17 protein-coding genes and 2 pseudogenes are annotated in these 23,222 nt (G+C 71.5%); 6 read left to right on the top strand and 13 right to left on the bottom strand.

The features are described from left to right. A partial coding sequence (locus ACTWQJ_RS18775) for a C40 family peptidase (protein ID WP_443307780.1) occupies window positions 1-394 on the top strand: 394 nt, incomplete at its 5' end. A 10-nt stretch (window positions 395-404) separates the two neighbouring features. On the opposite strand, the gene ACTWQJ_RS18770 is transcribed toward ACTWQJ_RS18775, so the two are convergent. Both ACTWQJ_RS18770 and ACTWQJ_RS18765 read right to left on the bottom strand, forming a co-directional pair. Next, window positions 405-1,145: a LuxR C-terminal-related transcriptional regulator gene (locus tag ACTWQJ_RS18770; RefSeq protein WP_443307779.1), complete on the bottom strand. Its 741-nt coding sequence runs from the start codon at window positions 1,143-1,145 to the stop codon at window positions 405-407. Then, complete coding sequence (locus ACTWQJ_RS18765; RefSeq protein WP_443307778.1) at window positions 1,142-2,440, bottom strand: ATP-binding protein; 1,299 nt, start codon at window positions 2,438-2,440, stop codon at window positions 1,142-1,144. Before ACTWQJ_RS18765 ends, ACTWQJ_RS18770 begins: the two co-directional genes overlap by 4 nt. A gap of 179 nt (window positions 2,441-2,619) precedes the next feature. On the opposite strand from ACTWQJ_RS18765, the gene ACTWQJ_RS18760 reads away from it, so the two are divergent. Next, a complete protein-coding gene (locus ACTWQJ_RS18760; protein ID WP_443307777.1) occupies window positions 2,620-4,188 on the top strand; it encodes a PspC domain-containing protein in 1,569 nt (522 codons plus the stop codon). Then, complete coding sequence (locus tag ACTWQJ_RS18755; protein WP_385263778.1) at window positions 4,175-4,417, top strand: hypothetical protein; 243 nt, start codon at window positions 4,175-4,177, stop codon at window positions 4,415-4,417. Before ACTWQJ_RS18760 ends, ACTWQJ_RS18755 begins: the two co-directional genes overlap by 14 nt. Before the next feature lie 213 nt (window positions 4,418-4,630). On the opposite strand, the gene ACTWQJ_RS18750 is transcribed toward ACTWQJ_RS18755, so the two are convergent. The 3 genes and pseudogenes from ACTWQJ_RS18750 to ACTWQJ_RS18740 form a co-directional block, all read right to left on the bottom strand. Next, complete coding sequence (locus ACTWQJ_RS18750; RefSeq protein WP_443307776.1) at window positions 4,631-5,155, bottom strand: DoxX family protein; 525 nt, start codon at window positions 5,153-5,155, stop codon at window positions 4,631-4,633. Between the two features lie 152 nt (window positions 5,156-5,307). After that, a pseudogene (locus ACTWQJ_RS18745) lies at window positions 5,308-6,596 on the bottom strand (hypothetical protein). Between the two features lie 240 nt (window positions 6,597-6,836). After that, the gene (locus ACTWQJ_RS18740) at window positions 6,837-7,631 is read right to left on the bottom strand and encodes a class II aldolase/adducin family protein (RefSeq protein ID WP_443307775.1); all 795 of its coding nucleotides are present in this window, start codon (window positions 7,629-7,631) and stop codon (window positions 6,837-6,839) included. A gap of 126 nt (window positions 7,632-7,757) precedes the next feature. Between ACTWQJ_RS18740 and ACTWQJ_RS18735 the strand changes: the two genes are divergently transcribed. Continuing rightward, the gene (locus ACTWQJ_RS18735) at window positions 7,758-8,231 is read left to right on the top strand and encodes a pyridoxamine 5'-phosphate oxidase family protein (RefSeq protein WP_443307774.1); all 474 of its coding nucleotides are present in this window, start codon (window positions 7,758-7,760) and stop codon (window positions 8,229-8,231) included. A gap of 3 nt (window positions 8,232-8,234) precedes the next feature. Here ACTWQJ_RS18735 and guaA read toward each other — a convergent pair whose 3' ends face one another. Beyond that, window positions 8,235-9,809 carry a glutamine-hydrolyzing GMP synthase gene (guaA, locus tag ACTWQJ_RS18730; RefSeq protein ID WP_443307773.1) on the bottom strand — a complete coding sequence of 525 codons (1,575 nt, stop codon included), beginning with the start codon at window positions 9,807-9,809 and terminating at the stop codon, window positions 8,235-8,237. 316 nt (window positions 9,810-10,125) lie between these two features. Between guaA and ACTWQJ_RS18725 the strand changes: the two genes are divergently transcribed. Both ACTWQJ_RS18725 and ACTWQJ_RS18720 read left to right on the top strand, forming a co-directional pair. Beyond that, a complete protein-coding gene (locus ACTWQJ_RS18725) occupies window positions 10,126-10,413 on the top strand; it encodes a chorismate mutase (RefSeq protein WP_443307772.1) in 288 nt (95 codons plus the stop codon). 577 nt (window positions 10,414-10,990) lie between these two features. After that, on the top strand, window positions 10,991-12,037 hold the full coding sequence (locus ACTWQJ_RS18720; protein WP_443307771.1) for an LAETG motif-containing sortase-dependent surface protein: 1,047 nt from the start codon (window positions 10,991-10,993) through the stop codon (window positions 12,035-12,037). A 92-nt stretch (window positions 12,038-12,129) separates the two neighbouring features. On the opposite strand, the gene ACTWQJ_RS18715 is transcribed toward ACTWQJ_RS18720, so the two are convergent. The 7 genes and pseudogenes from ACTWQJ_RS18715 to ACTWQJ_RS18685 all read right to left on the bottom strand — a co-directional run. After that, window positions 12,130-13,908 (bottom strand): GMC family oxidoreductase N-terminal domain-containing protein, encoded by a 1,779-nt coding sequence (locus ACTWQJ_RS18715; RefSeq protein ID WP_443307770.1) that lies wholly within the window; start codon window positions 13,906-13,908, stop codon window positions 12,130-12,132. 73 nt (window positions 13,909-13,981) lie between these two features. Further along, window positions 13,982-15,601: a succinic semialdehyde dehydrogenase gene (locus ACTWQJ_RS18710; RefSeq protein WP_443307769.1), complete on the bottom strand. Its 1,620-nt coding sequence runs from the start codon at window positions 15,599-15,601 to the stop codon at window positions 13,982-13,984. A 161-nt stretch (window positions 15,602-15,762) separates the two neighbouring features. Continuing rightward, on the bottom strand, window positions 15,763-17,472 hold the full coding sequence (locus ACTWQJ_RS18705) for a serine/threonine-protein kinase (protein ID WP_443307768.1): 1,710 nt from the start codon (window positions 17,470-17,472) through the stop codon (window positions 15,763-15,765). A gap of 42 nt (window positions 17,473-17,514) precedes the next feature. Continuing rightward, window positions 17,515-19,212: a serine/threonine-protein kinase gene (locus tag ACTWQJ_RS18700; RefSeq protein ID WP_443307767.1), complete on the bottom strand. Its 1,698-nt coding sequence runs from the start codon at window positions 19,210-19,212 to the stop codon at window positions 17,515-17,517. A gap of 113 nt (window positions 19,213-19,325) precedes the next feature. Next, the gene (locus ACTWQJ_RS18695) at window positions 19,326-20,384 is read right to left on the bottom strand and encodes a serine/threonine-protein kinase (protein ID WP_443307766.1); all 1,059 of its coding nucleotides are present in this window, start codon (window positions 20,382-20,384) and stop codon (window positions 19,326-19,328) included. 114 nt (window positions 20,385-20,498) lie between these two features. Next, the gene (locus ACTWQJ_RS18690) at window positions 20,499-22,097 is read right to left on the bottom strand and encodes a serine/threonine-protein kinase (protein ID WP_443307781.1); all 1,599 of its coding nucleotides are present in this window, start codon (window positions 22,095-22,097) and stop codon (window positions 20,499-20,501) included. A gap of 159 nt (window positions 22,098-22,256) precedes the next feature. Beyond that, a pseudogene (locus ACTWQJ_RS18685) lies at window positions 22,257-23,222 on the bottom strand (protein kinase); the annotation flags it as partial.

The following is a 23,222-nucleotide window of genomic DNA, read 5'->3' as shown; positions in this document are numbered from 1 at the left end:
CACGGCCGGGCGCGACAGCCTCTCCGCCACGGCCGCGGCACCCAACTCCCGTTCCGCGGCGGCCGTCTCGTACGCCTACCAGAAGCTCGGCAGCCCCTACGTCTGGGGCGCGACCGGCCCGGACGCCTTCGACTGCTCGGGCCTGATCCAGGCCGCGTACCGCTCCGCCGGCATCTCCCTGCCCCGCACCACCTACGCCCAGATCGACGCCGGCCGCCGTGTCTCCCGCTCCGAACTCCTCCCTGGCGACCTGGTGTTCTTCTACTCCGGCATCAGTCACGTCGGCATCTACGTCGGCAACGGTCAGATGATCCACGCCCCGAACCCCTCGGCGCCGGTACGGCTGGCCCCGATCGACGAGATGCCCTTCTCCGGAGCGACCCGGGTGGTATGAGGCCGGGCCCTCACACCAGCCGTCGTGCCGTCGCCCACCGCGTCAGCTCGTGCCGGTTGGACAGCTGGAGCTTGCGCAGAACCGCCGAGACATGGGACTCCACCGTCTTCACGGAGATGAAGAGCTGCTTGGCGATCTCCTTGTACGCGTAGCCGCGGGCGATCAGGCGGAGGACCTCGCGTTCGCGCTGGGTGAGGCGGTCGAGGTCCTCGTCGACGGGAGGCGCGTCGGTGGAGGCGAAGGCGTCCAGGACGAAGCCGGCCAGGCGTGGGGAGAAGACCGCGTCGCCCTCCTGGACCCGGAAGATGGAGTCGACCAGGTCCGTACCCGTGATCGTCTTCGTCACGTACCCCCGGGCGCCACCCCGGATCACACCGATCACGTCCTCTGCCGCGTCCGAGACGGACAGCGCGAGGAAGCGGACGGGCTGCTCGGTGTCAGCCATCAACGTGGCGCAGCGGCGCAGGACTTCCACCCCGCCGCCGCCCGGGAGGTGCACATCGAGAAGGACGACCTCGGGCCGGGTCGCGGTGATGACCGTGACCGCCTGGTCGACGTCCGCGGCCTCGCCGACGACCTCGACGCCGGTCTGCTCGGTCTGGCCGATCTCGGCCTGGACTCCCGTGCGGAACATCCGGTGGTCGTCGACGAGCACCACGCGCACGTGACGCCGCCCGGCACCGCCGCCCGGCGACTGAGCGGACTCGGCCGCCTCCCCTGCCGTGCCGTTCGCCTCGGTCGGGTCGCTCATGACGTCTTCTCCGCCCTCTCCATCTCCAGCTCGACCTCGGTGCCGCCGCCCGGCACCGCCCGCAACCGGGCCGTACCGCCGTTGCGCTCCATGCGGCCGATGATCGATTCTCTGACGCCCATGCGGTCGGCGGGTATCGAGTCGAGGTCGAAGCCGGGGCCGCGGTCCCGCACGGACACGAAGACCGTCTTCCTCTCGACTTCGGCGTAGACCTGCACGGCGCCGCCCTCGCCACCGTACTTGGCGGCGTTGACCATTGCCTCGCGTGCGGCCTGCATCTGTGCGCCGATCTTCTCGTCGAGCGGGCAGTCGCCGACCACGACGACCTCTATGGGGACGCCGTGCTTGTCCTCGACCTCGGCGGCGTTGCGCCGCACGGCGTCGGCGAGGGCGGTCGGCTCGTCGGCCTCGTCCTTGCCGGTGCCCTCGGGCTTGTACAACCAGGTGCGCAGGTCGCGCTCCTGGGCGCGGGCGAGGCGGCGCACCTCGCCGGCGTTCTCCGCGTTGCGCTGGATCAGGGTCAGGGTGTGCAGCACGGAGTCGTGGACATGGGCGGCGACCTCCGCCCGCTCCTGGGCGCGGATGCGCATCAGACGCTCCTCGGAGAGATCCTGGGTCATGCGCACGAGGTAGGGGCCGGCGAGGAGTGTTATCCCGACGAGGACCGCGAGGGCCGCCTGCAGGACGGAGCCGAGGTGGGCTGCGGAGCCCTGCAGCACGAAGATGCCGGTGACACCGGCCGTGACCAGCAGGACGCCGGCCACTGCGCGCAGCAGCGTGAGCGTGCGTTTGCGGCGGCCGACCTCGACCCAGCGGGCCCGGCGGGCGTTGTCAGCCTGGCGCCACACCAGGGCGACGCCCGCGCCGACGAGCACGGTCGGCCAGAGGTAGGCCTGAGCGCCGGTGCCCAGGTTGACGTTGCCCACGAAGACCATGGCCACGACGACCATGAGCAGCAGGGCGACTATCTGGCCCTTGTCCGGCTTGCGGGCCATGAGTTTGCGCCGGCCGTCGGGAGAGGTCTCCGTGGTGACCAGGGACGGTGGCTTCTGTGCTTCGACGCCACCGACGCCGAGCGGCACGAAGAACCAGAACGCGGCGTAGAGCAGCGCGCCGAGGCCGTCGGCCATGAACAGGCCGACGAAGACCAGGCGTACCCAGATCACGGGCAGGCCGAGGTGCCCGGCGAGCCCCCGCGCCACGCCACCGAGCCAGCGTCCGTCACTGCTGCGGTAGAGCTTGCGCGGCGGCCGCGGTTCGGCGAGTGGCGCTGCTGCGGTTGCGGCTTCCGGCATGCCATCGATGGTCACACGGTCGGCGGGCGGGAGCATCAGGGTCGACCCCCGAGACTCCCCTGATCTTCGACGGGCCGGTCAGTCGAACGCCTCCCCGGCTTCGGCTCAGGGGCGATATCAGGGTCCGGCCAGGGTCATTCCGACTCCCGCCGCGGCGGCTCGCCCGTCACCATGGACTCATGACTGATCACCAGCACGCCGCAGACGCCGTGCCCGACGCGGATGCCCTGCCTGCAGCGGCCGCCCCGTCCGACGCGGCGGCCGCGACGGGCACAGGTGAGGAACCGCGCGCGCACGACGGCGCGGGCGCGCCCGAGCAAACGAGCACGCAGGGCGAGGACGGACAGCCGGGCAGGACCGACGATGGGGCCGGCGCTGCAGGAGAGGCGAGCGGGACCGGGCACATGAACGGGAAGACGACGACCGGCGGCACCGGAGCGCCTCACGCTGCCGGGGCGCCCGAGGATGCCGAGGTGTCCGAGCCGCCCCTCAGGCTCCGGCGGGACCGACGGCACAAGGTGTTCGCCGGGGTGTGCGCCGGTCTTGGGCGGCAGTTCGACATGGACCCGGTGATCTTCCGGATCACACTCGCGGTGCTCGCCGCGACCGGCGGCCTCGGTCTCATCTTCTACGGCTTCGCCTGGCTCTTCGTCCCGTACGACGACGAGGACCAGAACGAGGTGCACAAGCTCCTGACCGGCCGCGTCGACGGGCAGGCGCTCACGGCGGTGCTGTTCGCGCTGGTCGGCTGCGGTGTCTTCCTGACGATGCTGAACAACGGCAGCGTGCTGACCTTCGCCGTCGTATTGTCCCTCCTCCTCGCGGGCGCCGGGTACTGGTCGCAGCGCCGCGGCGCCCCCGACCCCGACCCTCTGGCCGCCCAGGCGGCCGCCGACGCGCCGCCGGAGGCCCAGGCTCCCCCGGTTGCGGCCGCCTACCCGTCCTGGTGGCGCGACCCGATCGTCAAGGACGGCACGCACGTCGGAGGCACCGGCTATCTCTGGGGACCGCACGAATCCCGCGACCGTGACATCGCGGCGGCCGTCAACATCAGCACCCGCCGGAGCGGCCACGAGGACCTTCGCATCCCGCGCCCCGCGCCCCCCAGACCGCGCGGCCCGCGCTGGATAGGCGGCTGGGTCTTCCTGTTCGCCCTGCTCGCCGGGGCCCTCGGCACCCGCGTGACCTGGGACGAGCAGCCGCTGGGCACCAGCCTGCAGACCGGCCTGGCGTGCGCGCTCGCCGTCATCGGTCTGGGCATCGCGGTCAGCGCGTTCCTGGGCCGTACGGGAGCGGGGTCGATCTTCCTGGCGGTCGTCACGGCGGGCCTGCTGGCCGGGGCGGCGGCACTGCCCAAGGAGATCGGCACGGAGTGGATACGGACGACCTGGCGGCCGGCCGCGGTGGCGGACGTGGCGCCGGCCTACGACCTCGGTACCGGCGTCGGCACCCTGGACCTGACCCGGCTGAACCCGGCCAAGGGCCAGACGGTGTCCACGGACGCCGACGTGGGCGCCGGTCGGCTGCTGGTGATCGTCCCGCCGGACGTGACCGTGAAGGCGAGTATCGACGTGGGGTTGGGTGACATCCAGTTGCCGGGCGAGCAGACACAGGACGTGGATGTGCAGCCGGGCAGGTACCAGGAGGTGACGCTGAAGCCGGCCTCGGGCACCAAGAGCGCGGGCACGGTCGAGCTGGACCTCCATGTGGGTGTCGGACAGGTGGAGGTGAGCCGTGCTGCGTCATGAGTTCCAGCCCGGGAGGCTGGTCGCCGGTTTCTTCGTCACCGTCGCGGGCGTCATCTACGCCGGTGACGCGGGCGACGCCTGGGAGACACCGTGGTTCGTGGTGATCCCCGTGGTTGTGGGCGGCCTCTGTCTCGCCGGGATCGCGGGGATGGCCGGCCGCGCCATACGCCGGCGCCGCGGGACGGACCGCGCCCCCCGGCAGGACACGCCCGTCGACGCGCCCCGCTGACAACGCCGGTGGAGTTGAGCAGCCGGGGTACCACCCGGCCGCCGTCGGCCGCCCCCCACCCACGGACTCGCGTGCCGACCAGCCCGACCCTGCCGCGCGCCGAAAGGCCGGAGGGCACCTCACCGCCCTGGCCGCGGCCGAGCCCGTAGCCAGGCCGACGCAGCGCCTCCCGCCCAGCCGATGCGGCACCTCTCGCCAGCCGCCGAGGTCGGCCTACCGATAGGCCCGTCGGCGTCGCCGGGAGCGGAGTGCCGCGTCCAGCGAAAGCATGGGCGCGCCCGCGAGGACGAGGGGGAGCCAGGCCATGAGGTAGGGGAGGTCGTTGCCGTAGTAGTACGGGTCGGAGGCCCAGCTGACCGTCAGCCAGAGGCTGAGGGAGATCAGTGCACCGCCGAAGGCGGCGAGGCGGGTGAGGAGGCCGAAGAGGGTGCCGATACCGACGGCGAGTTCACCGAAGGCGATGGCGTAGCCGAAGGCGACGGGATTCTCCAGTGCCATGTCGACCAGCGCCGGGATGGCCGAGGAATCCCGCACGGTGCGCATCATGTCGCCGACGGAGCCGGAGCCGGCGTCCTTCATGAAGGCGCTGTCGGTGAGTTTGTCGAGGCCGGCGTAGATGAAGGTGACGCCGAGGAAGATGCGCAGGGGCAGCAGGGCGTAACGGGTGGCGGTGTCCCGCCAGTCGCGGTCGCCGTTGAGATGGGGGGTGTGCGTGTCCGTACGAATACCGTGAGTCATCGCTGATAGCCGCCTCTCGGACGCCGTGCCGTGGGCCCTCATCAGACGATACGTACGCAAGGGAGGACCGGCTCAATCGCGTTCCGGCCGGATTTCGGTGAACTGGCCTCAGCAGCAACGCCCGGCTCTTGGCGGGGACGTCGGCCCTTCTGTCACTCCGTCACATCGATCGCATACGCATTCGTCTCGACCCCGGCCGCGGTGACCACGCGTACCTCCACCCGCCCGGGCTCCACATCCGCCGGCACGGGCACGGTCAGCAGGCCGTCCGTGGGGTTGCTGAAGCCGCCGGCCACGGGGACGAGGGGGACGTGGACGTGGACCGCGCCGATGCGGACCACCATCCGGGACAGGCGGTCGGCACCGTCGGCACCCGGTGGGACGAAGCCCGCGCCGCGGATCTCGATGTCCTCGCCGGTGCGGATCGGTGCGTCCAGGTCACCGGCCTCGCGGGCACGGACGACGGAGAGGACGACCGGGCGGCCGCCCTCGGCGTACTTGCCGGCCAGGTAGGTGGCCGCCGACACCAGCACCACCACCGCGAGCCCCCAGGGCAGGTCGGGCAGTTGGTCGGGGCGGCGGGCCAGCCGTACCGCCGCGAAGAGCAGGGCGACGGCGCTGATGACGACGTACTGGATGTCGGCGAAGGTGCCCCGCCCCGAATCGTCCGTCAGCAGGTCGGCAGCCCTCGGCCGGTCCGCGCGGACCTTCTGCAGCCGTTGCCCGAGGACGCGCAGGCCGACCACCCGCCGCACCAGTACCGCGATCGCACACGTGACGGCGAGGACGGTCACCACCCCGGCGCCGCGGGCGAGTTCGAGCCCGGCGATCAGCGCGTCGCGCTCGCCGGGCGCGGAGGCCGCCGCCAGCTGCCCCGCCAGCACGAGCACCGCGTAGGCGACGAACAGCACCCAGAGTGCGGCCACGGCACGGGAGGTGGACAGGCGGTTGTCCTCGCCGATGACCGGGGCCAGTACCCCGCCGCGTGTCCGGTGGAACCAGGAAGCCGCCGTGAGGCCCCCGCCGCCACCAGCGCGGCGCACAGCCCGGCCGTGCGGGCCGTCGTCCAGCCCGCGCCGATCGCGGTCAGCGACTGCATCAGCAGCAACAGCAGGACCAGCGTCCAGGCCGCGTAGGCGGTACGGCGCCACAGGCGCGCCAGCCAGGCCTCGCCCTCCGCCCGGCCGCGTTCGGCGACGACCGCCGCGGACTGGGTCAGTTCCTCGGAGACCCACTGGCGGGAGGCCGAGACCGAGTGGGCCACGGCCGCCGGCAGTCCCTGCCCGGCCGCGAACTGATCGCGCTTCAGCAGGAATTCGGCGACGGCCCGCCGGTGTCCCGTACGCGCCCCGTGCGGGCAGTCCCCGCAGGTGCAGCCGCCCCCGTGGGCGCCCGCGCGCGCACTCGCGCCCGCGTCCTGTCTCGCTTCCTGCACCGCCACGCCCGACGCCTGCCTTCCCGCGCATCACCGTTAGAACGGAGTCGTACATCCAAGGCGTACAACTCCCGTGCGACGACAGCGAATTGTGCCCTACGCCAACCCGGCTCGGGTCCGGCAGGTCTGGTCAGCGCGGGTGAAAGGACGGCCGCCGTGTTGACCCGACCGCAAGAACTTCCGTAAGGCCGAGATCATCCAGCGTGACGGAACCCGAACCCACGCCAGGAACCGTCCGCTACGACACTACGACAGCAGATCCGGCTCACCGCGGCTGATGTCCTGCCACAGCGGCTGGTAGTTGATCCACGCGACCAGGTCACCGCCGAGCTGCTCGCGCGTCGCCACCGCCGACTTGTGGTCGATGAGCACGGGACGCCCGGCCGCCTTGGCCGTGAGCTGCACCTGGCAGGAGCGTTCCATCGACAGGAACCACCAGGCCGCCGCGTCCACCGAGTCGCCGACGGTCAGCAGTCCGTGGTTGCGCAGGACGAGCGCCTTGTGCGAGCCGAGCGCGGCGGCGATCCGGCGGCCCTCCGCGAGGTCGACGGAGACGCCGGAGTAGGCGTCGTACAGGGCGTGGTCCTCGTAGAAGGCGCAGCTCTCCTGGGTGATCGGGTCGAGCAGGTCGCCGAGCGCGGACAGGGCGCGGCCGTGCACGGAGTGGCAGTGGGCGACGGCGACGACATCCGGGCGGGCGGCGTGGACCTGGGCGTGCACGGTGAACGCCGCCTGGTTGACGTGGTAGCGGCCGTCGACCACCTGCCCGTCCTGGTTGGCCAGCACCAGGTCGCTCACCGTGACGTGCTTGAACGGCATCCCGAACGGATTGACCCAGAAGCAGTCGGTGTGCTCAGGATCGCGGGCGGTGATGTGCCCGGACACGCCGTCCTCGAACCCGTACCGCCCGAAGATCCGCAACGCCCCGGCGAGCCGTTCCTTGCGGTGCCGGCGTTCGTCGTCGACCGACTCGTACATCGGCGGCATCGCGAACTGCAGCCGGTCGGTGGGCAGGGGCTGGGGCGGGATGGGCGCGGGCATGGGACCTCCGGCGCTGGGTTCCGGTACGGAGCGGAAGTTACCCGCGGTCAGCGCAGGAGAACAGGGCTTCGGCGACTTATGTGAATCACGACAGAGGATGTCGGGTTTCGGCGGCACACTCGTCGTATGACAGCAAACTGGGCTTCCTTCGTCGCCGCAGAACCCGACCTCGCGAAGACCGTCGAGGAGCGATTCGGGGCGTTCACGCATCACATCCTTGCGACCCTGCGGAAGGACGGCTCACCGCGCACCACCGGCCTTGAGGTGCGGTTCCTGAACGGCGAGCTGTGGCTCGGCATGATGCCGGACTCCCGCAAGGCGCTCGACCTGCGCCACGACCCGCGCTTCGCACTCCAGGCGAACCCGGGAGAAGGCACCGGGATGGGCGGCGGGGACGTACGGATCAGCGGGCGGGCGGTCGAGGTCGACGATCCCGAGACGAAGGCCGCATACGGCGAAGAGGTGGAACCGCCGGAGCCGTTCCACCTCTTCCGCACCGAGCTGACGGAGGTCGTACGGACCTACGTCGAGGACGACACCTACCTGGTCGTCCAGGTCTGGAAGCCCGGCGAGCCCCTGCGCACGATCAAGCGCAGGTAGGGATCACTCCCACTCGATCGTCCCCGGCGGCTTCGACGTCACGTCGAGAACGACGCGGTTGACGTCCCGGACCTCGTTGGTGATCCGGGTGGAGATCTTCGCGAGGACCTCGTACGGCAGCCGCGACCAGTCGGCCGTCATCGCGTCCTCGGACGAGACCGGGCGCAGCACGATCGGGTGGCCGTACGTCCGGCCGTCGCCCTGGACGCCGACGCTGCGGACGTCCGCGAGCAGGACCACCGGGCACTGCCAGATGTCCCGGTCGAGGCCGGCCGCGGTCAGCTCCTCGCGGGCGATGGCATCGGCCTCACGGAGCAGGTCGAGTCGCTCCTTCGTCACCTCGCCGACGATACGGATGCCCAGGCCCGGGCCCGGGAACGGCTGGCGCTGGACGATCTCCTCCGGCAGGCCGAGCTCCTGGCCGACCATCCGGACCTCGTCCTTGAACAGCTTGCGCAGCGGCTCGATCAGCTGGAACTCGAGGTCCTCGGGCAGGCCGCCGACGTTGTGGTGGGACTTGATGTTGGCGGTGCCGGTACCGCCACCGGACTCGACCACGTCGGGGTAGAGGGTGCCCTGGACCAGGAACTCGACCGCGGGACCCTCGTCCGCGATGATCTCGGCCTGCGCCTGCTCGAAGACCCGGATGAACTCCCGGCCGATGATCTTCCGCTTCTCCTCGGGGTCGCTGACCCCGGCGAGCGCCTTGAGGAACCGCTCCTCGGCGTCGACGACCTTCAGGTTCACCCCGGTCGAGGCCACGAAGTCCTTCTCGACCTGCTCGGTCTCCCCCTTGCGCATCAGGCCGTGGTCGACGTAGACGCAGGTCAGCTGGGAACCGATGGCCTTCTGGACGAGGGCGGCGGCGACGGCGGAGTCCACACCGCCGGACAGACCGCAGATCGCGCGCTTGTCACCGACCTGCGCGCGGATCGCCTCGACCTGCTCCTCGATGACGTTGCCGGTCGTCCAGGACGGGGTCAGACCGGCACCACGGTAGAGGAAGTGCTCCAGCACCTGCTGGCCGTGCGTCGAGTGCATGACCTCGGGGTGGTACTGGACGCCGTACAGCTTCTGCTCGTCGTTCTCGAAGGCGGCGACCGGGACGACGTCCGTGGACGCCGTCACGGTGAAGCCCTCGGGGGCGGCGGAGCAGGCGTCGCCGTGCGACATCCACACGGCCTGCTCGGACGGGGTGCCCTCGAAGAGGGTGGAGGACGACTTGGAGACGTGCAGGTCCGTACGGCCGTACTCGCGGGCGCCGGTGTTGTCGACGGTGCCGCCGAGGACCTGGGCCATCAGCTGGAAGCCGTAGCACATGCCGAAGACGGGCACACCGGACTCGAAGATCTCACGGCCCAGACGGGGCGCGCCCTCCTCGTACACGGACGAGGGCCCGCCGGAGAGGATGATCGCCGCCGGGTTCTTGGCGAGCATCTCCTGAACCGGCATGGTGCTCGGCACGATCTCGCTGTAGACCCGGGCCTCGCGGACGCGTCGGGCGATGAGCTGGGCGTACTGCGCACCGAAGTCGACGACCAGGACGGTGTCGGGGGCGGCGGGGGTCGCTGATGACACGGGTTGCCTTCCGGCGGCTAGAAAGGGGCTGTACCACCGATTCTAACGGGGCTGCCACAGGTGGCTCCCGTCTCAGCATGCGAACCGGGTTGGCCGTCACCGGAGGTCACGGCATACTGACCCCATGCTCACGCACGCGACCTTCCTCTTTACCTATGGCAACCGGCCCGCCGGCTGCCATGGTCGTGCCGCTTGAGCAACTGACAAGCGACTTCCCAGGCGCCCCGGGCCGACAAGGTCCGGGGCGCCTGGCGTTTTCTCCGGATCCTGTCGCTCCGGGGCACCCACGCCACCGTCCAGCGAGGAGCCCCCTGACATGACCACCACCGCAGCAGAGAAGACCGGCGCGCACACGCCCGAGGCCGCCGACGTGATCACCGGCGCGCGCGAGCGCATCGACGCACTCGACGACCGGATCATCGGCCTGATCCAGGAACGGATGGCCGTCTCGGCCGTCATCCAGGAGGCCCGGATCACCTCCGGCGGCCGCCGGGTGAACCTCTCCCGGGAGATGGAGATCCTCGGCCACTACCGGGAGGCCCTCGGCAAGCCCGGTACGACGCTCGCGATGACCCTGCTCGAACTGTGCCGCGGCCGGATCTGAATCGGCGTTCCGTGTACGCACGTACGCATGCCTCTCACCCGTACGGCGCGTGACCGCCGCGCGAGACGCTTCGTTGGTCCCGGTGTCCGTGCCAGCCAGGGGCGGGCCCGAAAGAACCACGCGTGGCTCGCTGGAGCGATGAGACGTACGGATCGTGCCGTGCGTCGTGGGACCTCGCTCCAGGGAAGTGACCGGACGGCAGGGGACAGCAGGCCGGTCACCCAAGAGAACGGTCGGCTCCGGGGACGCCCGGGGCCGACCGGCGGAACTGTCCAAGGCTTCATCAAGACCAGCGGCGCAACCCCCGGCGTCGCTCCCAGGCACCGGCGCAGCCCTGACGCCGGTGCTGACGAAAGAAGGGCCCCGCGGCTCCGTCCCGCGGGGCCCTTCGCGTGTGCACGGCCGGGCGCTGCGAGTGACTCAGGTCACATAAGAATTGCGTGAAGTGCGGGACAACCATTCACAGGCCTCGTGGATCAAACCTGCTGAACCAAGGGTCACACCCGCGCCCCACACGCGGAGCCCTCCGCCCACGCGTGCTGCGACGCCGCAGCACACCGGACTTCTTGAGGACTTCATGAAGCTTCGCCGTGCCTTGGCAGCGGCCGCCGCGACGGCAGCGATAGCCCCGATGGCGCTGCTCGCGGCACCGGCCGCGTACGCGACCGAAGACACGGGTTCCGCGTCCCCGTCCGTGACCGCGACGGAGTCCGTGACCGAGACGGCGACGGTGACGCCGTCGGAGTCCGCGACCGAGACGGCCACCGAAACCGCCACCGCCACGCCGACCGAGTCCGTGACCGAGACGGCCACCGAGGCGCCCTCGGCGACCGCGACCGAGTCGGCCACGGAGTCCGCCACCGCCACGCCGACCGGCTCGGCCTCCGCGTCCGCCTCCGCCACGCCCAGCGCGAGCGCCTCCACCCCGGAGGAGGAGCCCGACCTCTGCGAGAACGCGGACGACGAGTCCGTCGGCCTCAGCGAGGACCTGCGCAGCGGTCTGTCGGGGCTGCCCGAGACCATCGTGGCCGGCAGCGGGTGGACCGGGTTCTCCTTCAACGTCTCCAACAGCGGTGACGAGGAGATCAAGAACATCAAGCCGCTGATCGGCGTGGCCGCGCTCGGCTGGGACGAGCAGGACTACTCCGGCCAGATCACCGTCCAGGTCTACGACAAGGCCACCGGCTCCTGGAAGACGCTCGCGGACGCGGCCGGCGAGGGCGCGACCTTCGACGCGTTCTCGCTCGGGGCGGGTCAGTCGACCTCGTACAAGCTGCGGCTGAGCGTCAGCGGCAAGGTGCCCGACGCCATCGGTCTGACCGGCGGCTTCGCGCAGTACTCGGACGCCGACGGCTGCTGGCTCGCCGACGACCCGAACGGATGGGTGTACTTCTTCGACATCCTCGCCGCGGGCTCGGACGCCGGTAACCCCGGTGACGCCAAGCCGCAGGGCGGGATGGCCGACCTGGACGACGTGAACTCCGTCGACGCCACCGGCAGCCTCGCCGAGACCGGCTCCAGCTCCGCGCTGCCCATGGTCGGCCTCGTCGGCGGTGTCGCCGTCGTCGCCGGTGCGGGTGCGGTGTTCGTCGTGCGGCGGAAGAAGGCCGGTGCGCAGGCGTAAGGCGCCTGACGCGGCTCGGTAGGGCTTCACCGCAAGACAGAGAGAGGGACCTGCGCTCGGAGGGGGGCGCAGGTCCCTCTCTCTTGTTCGGCCTACGGCTTGGGCGGCACCGCCGGTATCCCCAGGAACGGCAGCTTCAGCGCGCCGAACGCCTCCGCGGGGACCGCCGGGGACTGCGGCTCCACCGGCTTCAGACGTTCGTACGCCGCTCCCTGCGCCGGACGCGGGTCCGCCTCGCCCTTGTTGGGCCAGAACGACATCGCGCGCTCGGCCTGCGCGGTGATCGTCAGGGACGGGTTCACGCCCAGGTTCGCGGAGACCGCCGCCCCGTCGACGACCGAGATGCCGGGGTGGCCGTACAGGCGGTGGTACGGGTCGATCACGCCGGTCTCGCGGGAGTCGCCGATCGGGCAGCCGCCGAGGAAGTGCGCGGTGAGCGGGGTGCCCATCAGTTCGCCGATGTTGCTGCCCGGGAACCCGTTGATCTCGGCGGCGATCGCCGACGCGCCCTCCGAAGCGGCCCTGATCTGCTTGGGGTTGGGGGCGCCGTGGCCCTGGCGGGCGGTCAGCAGGCCTTTGCCGACACCGTCCTGTTTCAGGTACGTCGTCAGGGAGTTGTCCAGCGACTGCATCACCAGGCCGATGATCGTCCGCTCCGACCAGCGGTGGTTGTTGAGGGAGCGGAGCATGAGGACGGGGTGGCGGGCGGCGTTGCGCAGGAAGGCCAGGACGCGGGACGAGCCCTCCGCGTACGGGATCTGCAGGATGGCCAGGCCGCCCATCGAGTTGGAGCCCTTGCCGTAGCGGACCGGTTCGATGTGGGTGTTGGCGTCGGGGTGGACCGAGGACGTGATGGCGACGCCGCGGGTGAAGTCGACCTTCTTCTCGCCGGTGACCTTGCGGTAGCGGCGGTTGGTGGTCTGGGCACCGACCAGGGCCTCGGAGTTGGTGCGGGTCAGCTCCCCGAGCCGGTCGGAGACGTACGGGAGTCGGCCCGTCGCCTTCATCCGGTGCAGCAGCGTCTGGGTGCCGTAGGTGCCGGCGGCCAGCACGACCTGACGGGCCCGGAAGGTGCGACCCTTGCCCTTCCTGCGGTTGTCGGTGGGGAGGGTGGTGACGGCGTAGCCGCCGCGCGAGTCGTCCGTGACCGACACGACCGTCGTCAGCGGGTGCACGACCGCGCCCGCCTTCTCGGCGAGGTGGAGGTAGTTCTCGTTGAGGGTGTTCTTGGCGCCGTGGCGGCAGCCGGTCATGCACTCGCCGCACTCGTTGCAGGCGTTGCGGGCGGGGCCCGCGCCTCCGAAGTAGGGGTCGGGCACCTGCTCGCCGGGGCGGGCCGTGGCCTTTCCGTCGGCGTCCTTGCCGTCGCCGAAGAACACTCCGACCGGCGCGAGGTGGAAGGTGTCGCCGACGCCCATCCGCTGGGCCGCCGCCTTCAGATGGACGTCGGAGGGCGTCATCGTCGGGTTCAGGCGGACGCCGAGCATGCGTTGCGCCTGGTCGTAGTACGGCGCCAGCTCCTCCTGCCAGTCGGTGATGTGCCGCCACTGCGGGTCCTCGAAGAACGGCTTCGGCGGTACGTAGAGGGTGTTGGCGTAGTTGAGGGAGCCGCCGCCCACGCCTGCGCCGGCCAGGACCATGACGTTGCCCAGCAGGTGGATGCGCTGGATGCCGTACATGCCGAGCTTGGGGGCCCAGAGGTAGTTCTTCAGGTCCCAGGAGTTCTTGGGGAGGGTTTCGCGGGTGAAGCGGCGGCCGGCTTCCAGGACGCCGACGCTGTAGCCCTTTTCGGTGAGGCGGAGGGCGGTTACGGAACCGCCGAAGCCGGAGCCCACGACGATGACGTCGTAGTCATAGGCGTCCTGTGGCACGTGTTCTCCTCGTTGAGTGTCCCGTGCGGGCCGTCTGTGGTTGATCGCGCAGTTCCCCGCGCCCCTCAGGGAGTTACCGGAACCGGAAGGCCTTCATCAGCCGCAGGCTGCGGCTCATGAACTGGGCGTACTTCTCGTCGTCCATTCCAAGTGACGGCGCCATCGGGAGCAGGCGTTGCTGCGCGACCGTCTGGGCCTCCGTGTACTTGAGGATGCCCTCCGAGCCGTGGCGGCGGCCGAGGCCGGAGTCCTTCATGCCGCCCATGGGGGACTGGACGCTGCCGTAGGCGGGGGCGTAGCCCTCGTTGATGTTGACCGTGCCGGTGCGCAGGCGGGCGGCGACGTCCCGGCCGCGTCGGCCGTCCTTCGTCCAGACCGAAGAATTCAGGCCGTACGGCGTGGAGTTGGCGTGCTCGATCGCCTCGTCGTCCGACGTGAAGCGGTAGATGGAGACCACCGGGCCGAAGGTCTCCTCCGTGCAGACGGCCATGGGTGCCTCGACGCCGTCGAGGATGGTCGGCTCGTAGAAGTACGGGCCGATGTCCGGGCGGGCCACTCCGCCGGCCACCAGCTTCGCGCCCTTGGCCACCGCCTCCTCGACATGCCGCTTGACGGTCTCCAGCTGGCGTTCGCCGACCAGGCTGCCCATGTCGGCGCCGTAGGCGAGGGACCTGCCGAGGCGCATGGCCTTCGTGCGGGCGGCGAAGCGCTCCAGGAAGGCGTCGGCGATCGACTCGTGGACGTACAACCGCTCGATGGAGATGCACAGTTGGCCCGCGGAGGAGAAGCAGGCACGCACCGCGCCCGCAGCCGCCTTCTCGATGTCGGCGTCCTCCAGCACCAGCATGGCGTTCTTGCCGCCGAGTTCGAGGGAGACGCCGACCAGGCGAGCGGCGGCGCCCTGGGCGACCTCGCGGCCGGTGCGGGTGGAGCCGGTGAAGGAGACGTAGTCGGCGTGCCTGACGACCTCGGGACCGACGACGGGCCCCTCGCCGAGGACGACCTGGAAGACCTCGGCGGGCAGTCCGGCCTCGATGAGGAGGTCGCGCGCCCACAGCGCGGTCAGGCAGGTCTCCGTGTCGGGCTTCATCACGACCGCGTTGCCCGCGGCGAAGGCGGGGAGGGCGTCGCCGACCGACAGCTCCAACGGGTAGTTCCAGGGGGCGATCTGGCCGACCACGCCGCGCGGGTGGCGCAGTTCGGTGACGCGCGTGAGGGTGGGCATGGCGCCGGCGTGCCGTTTGGGACGGAGGTAGGCGGGCGCCTTGCGACCGTAGTGGCGGGCGGCCACGGCGACCGCCTGGACCTCCTCGTGCGCGTGCAGGCGGGCCTTGCCTGTCTCCAGCTGGATCAGGTCGAGGACCTCGGCCTGGCGCTCCAGGACCAGGTCGTGGAAGCGGAGCAGGACGGCGGCGCGCTGCCGTACCGGCGTCTGCGCCCAGACGGCCTGGGCCACACGGGCCGCGTCGAACGCCTTCTGGACGTCCTCCGGCGTGGACTCGGGCAGGTCGGCCAGCTTCTCGCCGGTGAACGGCGTGTGGTTGGCGGTCCGTCCGGAGCCGACCACGCCCTTGGTGAGCTGGGCGATCAGCTCCGGGGTGACCACGTCGGCGGCGGTGCGGACGCCTGCCGGGGCGGGGGCGAGGGGGTTGGTGCCGGTGGTGGCCTTCTCAGGAGCCTGCGCGTCGGTCATGAGGCGCAGAGTATGCCGGAGCCGGGGCTTTGTGTACCCGTCGGTAATCGGGATTCACGGAGTACTCACAAGCCGCCAGTGATCACTGGCAACGAATGCGCTGATCAGGGTGTTGTACGAGGTTGATCGGCCGTACGATCGGCCGTGCGATTGATCGTCCGTCAGTTGCCGCCGATCTCCAGCCGGTCGCGGGCGCCCTTGAACACCGAGGTGCCCTGCTTCTCCTGCGGCGTCCCCTTGGGCATGTCGACACGCAGCTCGTACATCCGGCCGTCGGCGGTGAGGATCATCAGTTCCATGACCCGGGTCCTGGTGCCGTTGGACTCGTAGGTGGTGTCGGCGATGACCGCATCGCTGTCGTGGAAGCTGGTCCGGGTGTACTGCGTGCGCGCGTCCGGGTCGTAGAGGGCCCAAGTGGCGTGTGCCTCCCGCGCCTGGTCCATCGCGGAGCGCGGCGCCTTGTCCCACTGGGTGAGGCGGACGTCGACCGGGCCGGCCTCGTACGCCACGATCCGCGGCTGGTCGTCCGGGCCGCCCTCACGGACGTACTCCTTGTAGCGGCTCGGGAGGGAGAGGACCGCGTCCATGTCCTTCTCGCGGTGCGGGGTCCAAGGGTCCTGCGTGGGGCTGGGAGTGGGCGTGGGAGTGGTTTCGGAGACGGCCGGGGCCTCGGTCGGGGTGGCGGTCTGATCCCTGGCTCCCTTGCCGTCGACCTCGGTGAAGGACGATATGCCGAGCCAGACTCCGCCGATGAGGAGAGCGCCGAGCAGGGCTGCGGGGGCGGGGCGGCGGAGGGTTGGGCGGGGCTTGGGGCCGGCGGTTGCGATGGCTTGCGGTGCGAGGGTGGGTGCGGGTTCCAGTTCGGTGTCGGCTTTCGGGGCGGCTTCGGGAGCCGGTTCGGTTTCGGGTGCCGAGTCCGATTGGGGTTCGGTCGACGCGCCCGTGACCCCCAGTCGAACCGTCCCGGCATCGTCCGCGAACCCCTCCAGATCTGCGGCTTCCTGAGCCTCCGCCACGTCGCCGCCGGGCACTCCCGGCCACCCCTTGGCCACCGCCTCCAGACCCACGGCGACCTCCTCCCCCTCCGGCCGCCGCTCGGGGTCCTTCGCCAGCAGCCGTACGATCAGCGGTCCGAGCGGCCCGGCGTGCTGGGGTTCGGGCGGGTCTGCGGCGAGGATCGCGGCGAGCGTCGACTCCAGGGTCGTACGGCGGAAAGGGGACCAGCCCTCGACGGCGGCGTACAGCAGTACGCCCAGCGACCACAGGTCGGAGGCCGGTCCGGCCCCCCGGCCCGACATCCGCTCGGGTGCGATGAACTCCAGCGAGCCCACGAACTCGCCGCTCATGGTGAGGGATTCCTCGCCCTGGACATGGGCGATGCCGAAGTCGGTGAGGACGACCCGGCCGTGCGGCCCGAGCAGCACGTTGGCGGGCTTGACGTCGCGGTGCACGATGCCGACGGCGTGCGCGGCGCGCAGGGCGCCGAGGACGGCGAGGCCGATACGGGCGGACTCGGCGGGCGGGAGCGGACCGCGCCCGAGGACCTCGTGCAGGGACTCGCCCCGGATCAACTCCATGACGATCCAGGGGATTCCGTCCTCCTCGACGACGTCGTGGATGGAGACGGCGGACGGATGGTCGACGCGCGCGGCGGCCCGGGCCTCGCGGTGCAGCCGGTGGGCGGCCCGCCGGTGGCCCTCATCCTCCGGGTCGCCCGGCAACCGGGGCTGCTTGACGGCGACTTCCCGCTCGACGAGTTCGTCGTGGGCCCGCCATACGGTGCCCATCCCGCCGGAGCCGACGCGCTCGATCAGCCGGTAACGCCCGCCGACCACACGTCCGTCCCGCTGGTGTTCGCCGCCGTCGCTCATGCCCCATGCCTACCGTGCGGGGCGCCTTGTTGTCGACGTGGCTCAGAGCTTGTCGACGTCCAGGTTCGCGATCGCGGTCCGGGCCACCTCGCGGCCTCGCTCGGTGAAGTCGCCCTTGCCGGGGTAGCTGATGGTGAGCTTGTACATGTCCCCGCCGGCCTCGGTGGAGGTCTTGTAGTAGAAGATCTGCATCTCGCGGGGGCGGGAGTTCTGGGTGTCGTTGGTCTTGTAGACGACCGTGTTCTTGGCGGCCTTCTTGCCCTTGAACGTGGCGTTCGGATCGGTGTCCGTCTTCGGGCCCGCGGGCATGTCGAGGTTGTACTCGCCGCTCTGCTTGAAGTCGTCGTCGTCGTCGAACATCTCGGCCGCCGCGGAGTCCGCGATCTCGCTGCCGGTGTCCTCGGACTTCTTCTCCAGGGTCAGCCCGACCCAGATGCTGCCGCTCGCGTCGGAGTACGTCACCCAGTGGCCCTTGTCCGTCTCCCGGTCGGGCCTGGTCGGCTCGTAGCCCTTGGGCACCGCCAGGGTCGCTGCGAGGTCCTCCTCGGCGTGCGTCTCCCAGCTGTCCGGCAGCGGGCCCGCGAACGGGTCCGCGATCACCAGGTACGCCGCCACCGCGGCCGCGACGACCGCCGCGCCGAGGCCGAACAGCGTCTTGCGGCCGAGCCGGATGCCGCCCTTGCCGCCGTCGCTCGCGGCGACCGTCACGACCTGCGTGGGCACGGGCGCCGGGGCCGGCGGACTGGCGGCCGCCTCCAGCAGGGCGCGGACCTGGGCGGCGTTCGGGCGGTGTGCCGGGTCCTTCTGGAGCAGGCCGTTGATGGCGTCGGCGAGCGGGCCGGAGGCCGAAGCGGGCGGTGCGGGCGTGGCGTTGAGGACGGACTGTAGGGTGGCCGGGGTGTTGCTGCGGCGGAAGGGGGACACGCCCTCGGTGGCCGCGTACAGCACCACTCCCAGCGACCAGAGGTCCGAAGCCGGTCCCGGGCGCTGGCCCAGCACCCGCTCCGGCGCGATGTACTCGGGCGAGCCGACGAAGCCGCCGGTGTCGGTCAGGTTCGTCTCGCCCTCGATCTGCGCGATGCCGAAGTCGGTGAGAACGACGCGGTCGTGGCGGCCGAGGAGGACGTTGTCCGGCTTGACGTCGCGGTGCAGGATGCCGGCCGCGTGCGCCGCCTCCAGCGCGCCCAGCACCTCCAGGCCGACCTTGGCCGCCTCGCGGGCGGACAGGGTGCCCTCCTGCAGGGCGGCGCCGAGGGAACGGCCCTGCACCAGCTCCATCACGATCCACGGCTGGCCGTCCACGACGGCGACGTCGTGCACGTTCACGACCGACGGGTGGTCGAGCCGGGCCGCGGCGCGTGCCTCGCGGCGCATCCGCTCGAAGGCGTTGGCGCGTTCGCGCTCGGGAAGGTGGTCCGGAACCCGCGGTTCCTTGACCGCGACCTCACGGTCCACCGTCTCGTCCTTGGCGCGCCACACCGTGCCCATGCCGCCGTGCCCGAGCTTGGCGAGCAGCCGGTAGCGGCCGGCGATGAGCCGCCCGGCGCCGGGGTCCTGCGGGGCCTGGGGCGCGGGCTGCGGCGCAGCGGGCTGGGGCGCGGACTGGTGTTGCGGAACGACCTGCGTGGGCGCCGCATACGGGTTGTTCGGATGCGGCACCGCGGCGGGCTGACCCGGCGGTTGCAGACCGAAACTCGTTGGCTCCTCGGACCCGTAGTGGGCTCCCCCGTTGTTGCTCATACGTCCATGCATATCGCGGCAAGCGCTTCTGCATCCACTGCGAAGGCCCGCCGGTCACAGACCCGTGACTCAGGTCGTCGCTTATCTCCTATTTATGCGTCCTGTTGAGTGCCCTAGCTGCTGGGAGACGGGGACGGCGACGGCGTTGTCCCCGGCGTACTCACGGACGTGCTCGGCGTCGGACTCACCGGCGTACCGCCCCCGCCACCACCGCCTCCGCCTCCGGTCATCAGCAGCGCCGCCGCGGACAACCCCGCCGCCGCCATCGCGGCCACCAGCAGCGCCGTCACCAGCCTGTCCCGCGAGGAGCGTTGGGCACGGGACGGTGCGGACGGCGTACGGCCGGTCTCCCGGAAGGCCCGCAGCATCCGCTCCGCCTGCGCCGCGTCCAGCCGTCGCTGCGGATCGCGCTCCAGCAGTCCTTGTACGACGGGCAGGAGCGGGCCGACCTGCGCGGGCGGCCGGATCTCGTCGGACAGGACGGCGTGCAGGATGCCCCCCAACGAGTCGCGGTGGAACGGCGAGCTGCCGCTGACCGCCGTGCACAGCAGCACGCCGAGCGACCACAGGTCGGAGGCCGGCCCGGTGCCGGACCCCGACATCCGCTCGGGCGCGGTGTATTCGGGCGAGCCGACGAAGGAGCCCGCCTCGGTGAGGGTGCTGACGCCCTCGACCTGGGCGACGCCGAAGTCGGTGAGGACGACCCGGCCGGTGCCGGACTCGATGAGGACGTTCGCCGGTTTGAGGTCGCGGTGCAGGACGCCGGCCGTGTGGACGGCGCGCAGGGCGCCGAGCAGGGCGATGCCGATCCGGGCGGCCTCGTACGCGTCGACCGGGCCATGTCCGGCGATGCGGTCGGCGAGGGAGCCGCCGTCGATCAACTCCATGACGATGTAGGGGCGTTCATCGTCCTCGACGACGTCATGGACGACGATGACGTGCGGATGGCGCAGCTGGGCCAGCGCCCGTGCCTCGCGCAGTGTGCCCTCGCGCCGGGACCGGGCCTCGGCGGCCGAGCGGGAGTCGTCCTGGTCGATCTCCTTGACGGCCACCTGCCGGCCGAGCAGCTGGTCGGTGGCCTGCCAGACGACGCTCATGCCACCGCGTCCCAGCCTCGTGTGAAGCCGGTAGCGGCCCGCGATGATTCGCCCGCCCTCCCCCTCGCTGCCCATGCGCCCCATCATGCCCCGCCGGAGGCGGCCCCTCCGGGACGCGGCGGCGGGGTTGGCCGACAAGCGACCCTGCTGGCCGGGGCCGGTCAGAGCCTGTCGGGGTCTGTCAGGGCCTCAGGACGAGATCGGCCGCCATCCCCGCAGCACCGCGTCGAACTGTGCGCGGGTCGTCTTCCAGTCCTCCGCCGGCCCGGACATGTAGATCGCGTACTCGACGCCGTCCCGGGCGATGTACATCTGGTCGATTGCCCGCCGCGGGCCCGCGTGGACCCCGGGGTCGCTCTCCAGCGCGGTCCAGGTGTACTCCCACAGGGCGCCCTTGCGGTCCCGGTAGACGTTCTCCTCCATCGTCACCCGCTCGTAGTCGACCAGCCCCTGGAGCTGCTGCTCCAGATCGCGCTGGTGCTCGTACGGGTCGTCGAAGTCCGGGGAGGTGTCGACGGCGATGCGGATGAAGTGGATGCCGCCGTCCGGCGTGTAGTCGATCTGCGTGAGGTCGCCGCTGACGCCGTACACCTTCCGCTTCCAGTCCTTGCCGGGCACGGAGAGACCGAAACCCACCGGGTCGTCGACCGGCACCCAGCTCACGGGGACGGACTCCTTCGGGCTCGGGCTCGGGCTGGGACTGGGGCTCGCGCTGGGGTGTGCGCTCGTCGGTGAGGTGGTGGCGCTGTTCCGGCTCCGGCCCTCGTCCCATTTCTGCAGCCCCACCGCGGCGCCCCCGCCGGCCAGGGCCGCGAGGGCGACCACGAGGGCCAGGGTGCGCAGCCGGCGCCGTCCGGCCGGAGCAGGGGCCGGGGCGAGGACGGTCGGCCCGGAGTGGACCTGCGTGTCCTGGCCGATCGGGCGGGTGTCCGTGTGCCGGGCCGTCGGCTCGTACACCTCCGTCACCTGCGGCCGCCGTCCCTCGGCCACCTCGGCGAGCAGCCGCTCGGCCTCGGCCGAGCCGGGCCGTGCGGCCGGTTCCTTGCGCAGGAGTGCGGTGATGACAGGTCCGAGCGGGCCGGCGTACCGGGGCTCGGCGGGCTGCTCCTCCACGACGGCCTGCATGGTGGACAGCGGCGAGGTGCGGCGGAACGGCGAGGTGCCCTCCACCGCCGTGTACAGCGTCGCGCCGAGCGCCCACAGGTCTGCGGCGGGTCCCGGATCGTGCCCGCGGACGCGTTCGGGGGCGAGGTAGTCGACGGATCCGACGACCTCGCCCGTACGCGTGATGGTGCTGTCGCCCTCGATCTGGGCGATGCCGAAGTCGGTGAGCAGGACGCGGCCGTCGTCGCCGAGGAGGACGTTGCCGGGCTTGACGTCGCGGTGCAGGACGCTGGCAGCGTGCGCGGCGCGCAGGGCGCGCAGTACCCACAGGCCGATCCGGGCGGCCTCGGTCGGCTCGACGCGGCCGTCCTGCTTGACCGCGTCGGCGAGTGAACGGCCCTCGACCAGCTCCATCACGATCCACGGCCGGGCGTCGTGATCGAGCACGTCGTGCACGGTGACGACCGCGGAGTGGTTGATCCGCGCCGCCGCACGCGCCTCCGCCCGGGTGCGGGCGAGGAGCCGCTCCCGGTCGCCCTCGGAGACGAAGTGCGCGGCGGTCAACTCCTTGATCGCGACGACCCGGTGCAGCACCTCGTCATGGGCGCGCCACACCCGGCCCATGCCACCGCTGCCGATGGCGTCGGTGAGCCGGTAGCGGCCCCCGAGGAGCAGGCCCTGCATCTGATTCACGTTTCCCCGCAATGTTCTTGACAGGGTCAGCGTAAGGACCGGCCCACGAACGGGGAACCACCAGGGGCCTCAAGGAGACAGCACTGTGACGGTTGTCGCTTTCGGGGACGGGAGGGAACCGTGGGGCGAACCGCGTACTACGCGCGCTGCTCAGCCGGTGGACTGGTAGGTCGCCGCCGCCTGCTCGAAGAGCCGTGTCACCTCGTCCCGTTCGGCCTCCGGGCCGCGGATCTGCACCACGTGGTAGCGGTCGTCGATCAGGATCGCGAGGTTGCGCACGAACAGCTCGCGCCCGTCCTCGTCGGTCCAGGTGAACTGCCCCTCGGCCATGGTCCGCCCGCCCACCTCGATGGTCTTCAGGCCGGTGGAGGTGGCCCAGCTCGACTCGCGGTACGGCCGCAGCTCCGGCTCCCGCTCGCGCTGGTACGCCATCGGATCGCTGCCGTACTCGTCCGCGCCGTCCCGGCCCGCCACGACGATCAGCTCGAAGCCCCCCTTGCCGTACACCACCTGACCGCTGCCGTTCTCCGGCGTGCGCTGCCAGCCCTCGGCGACGGCGACGCGGAAGCCCTCCGGGTCCGTACGCAGGGCGAAGCCGTCGGCGACGTCGGGGGCGTCGGTCTGGGTCTCGGTGTCGGTGGAACCGGCCGACTCCGCGGGACCGTCGGACGCGTTCTGGTCGGGCCGTGGCTCACTGCTCGCGTCCGGCGTCTGTGCGGGCACCTGGTCGACCTGGCCGGCGGCTCCGGTCCGGTCGGCGCCGTCCGCGCCGCTGCCGGTCTCGTCGGCCTTCGGCATGAACAGCATGGCGTACGCGATCGCGCCGGCCAGCGCGAGCAGCACCAGCAGGAGCAGGGTGCGGCCCAGGCTGCGCGGCGAGCGGGCCTTCGGCCTGTCCCGCTTGTGCCGCCCGTGTGGCGCGGGCAGCCCGGCACGCCGCCGGCGCACCAACTCGCCCTTGCGGCGCACGATCGGCAGCCGGCTCGCGTCGGGCGGCGGCGCGGCCACGACGTGCACGCCGGCCTCCGGCTCGGGCGCGGAACGCACCAGCGAGCGCAGCCAGCCGCGCAGTTCCTAGAAGCCGAGGCGCTCGGTGGGGTCCTGGCGCAGCAGCGA

The organism is Streptomyces sp. KR55 (assembly GCF_052245645.1).
Lineage (GTDB): Bacteria > Actinomycetota > Actinomycetes > Streptomycetales > Streptomycetaceae > Streptomyces > Streptomyces flavusporus.
The sequence above is the reverse complement of the archived record's forward strand: the minus strand, read 5'-3'. Positions and strand labels throughout refer to the sequence as shown.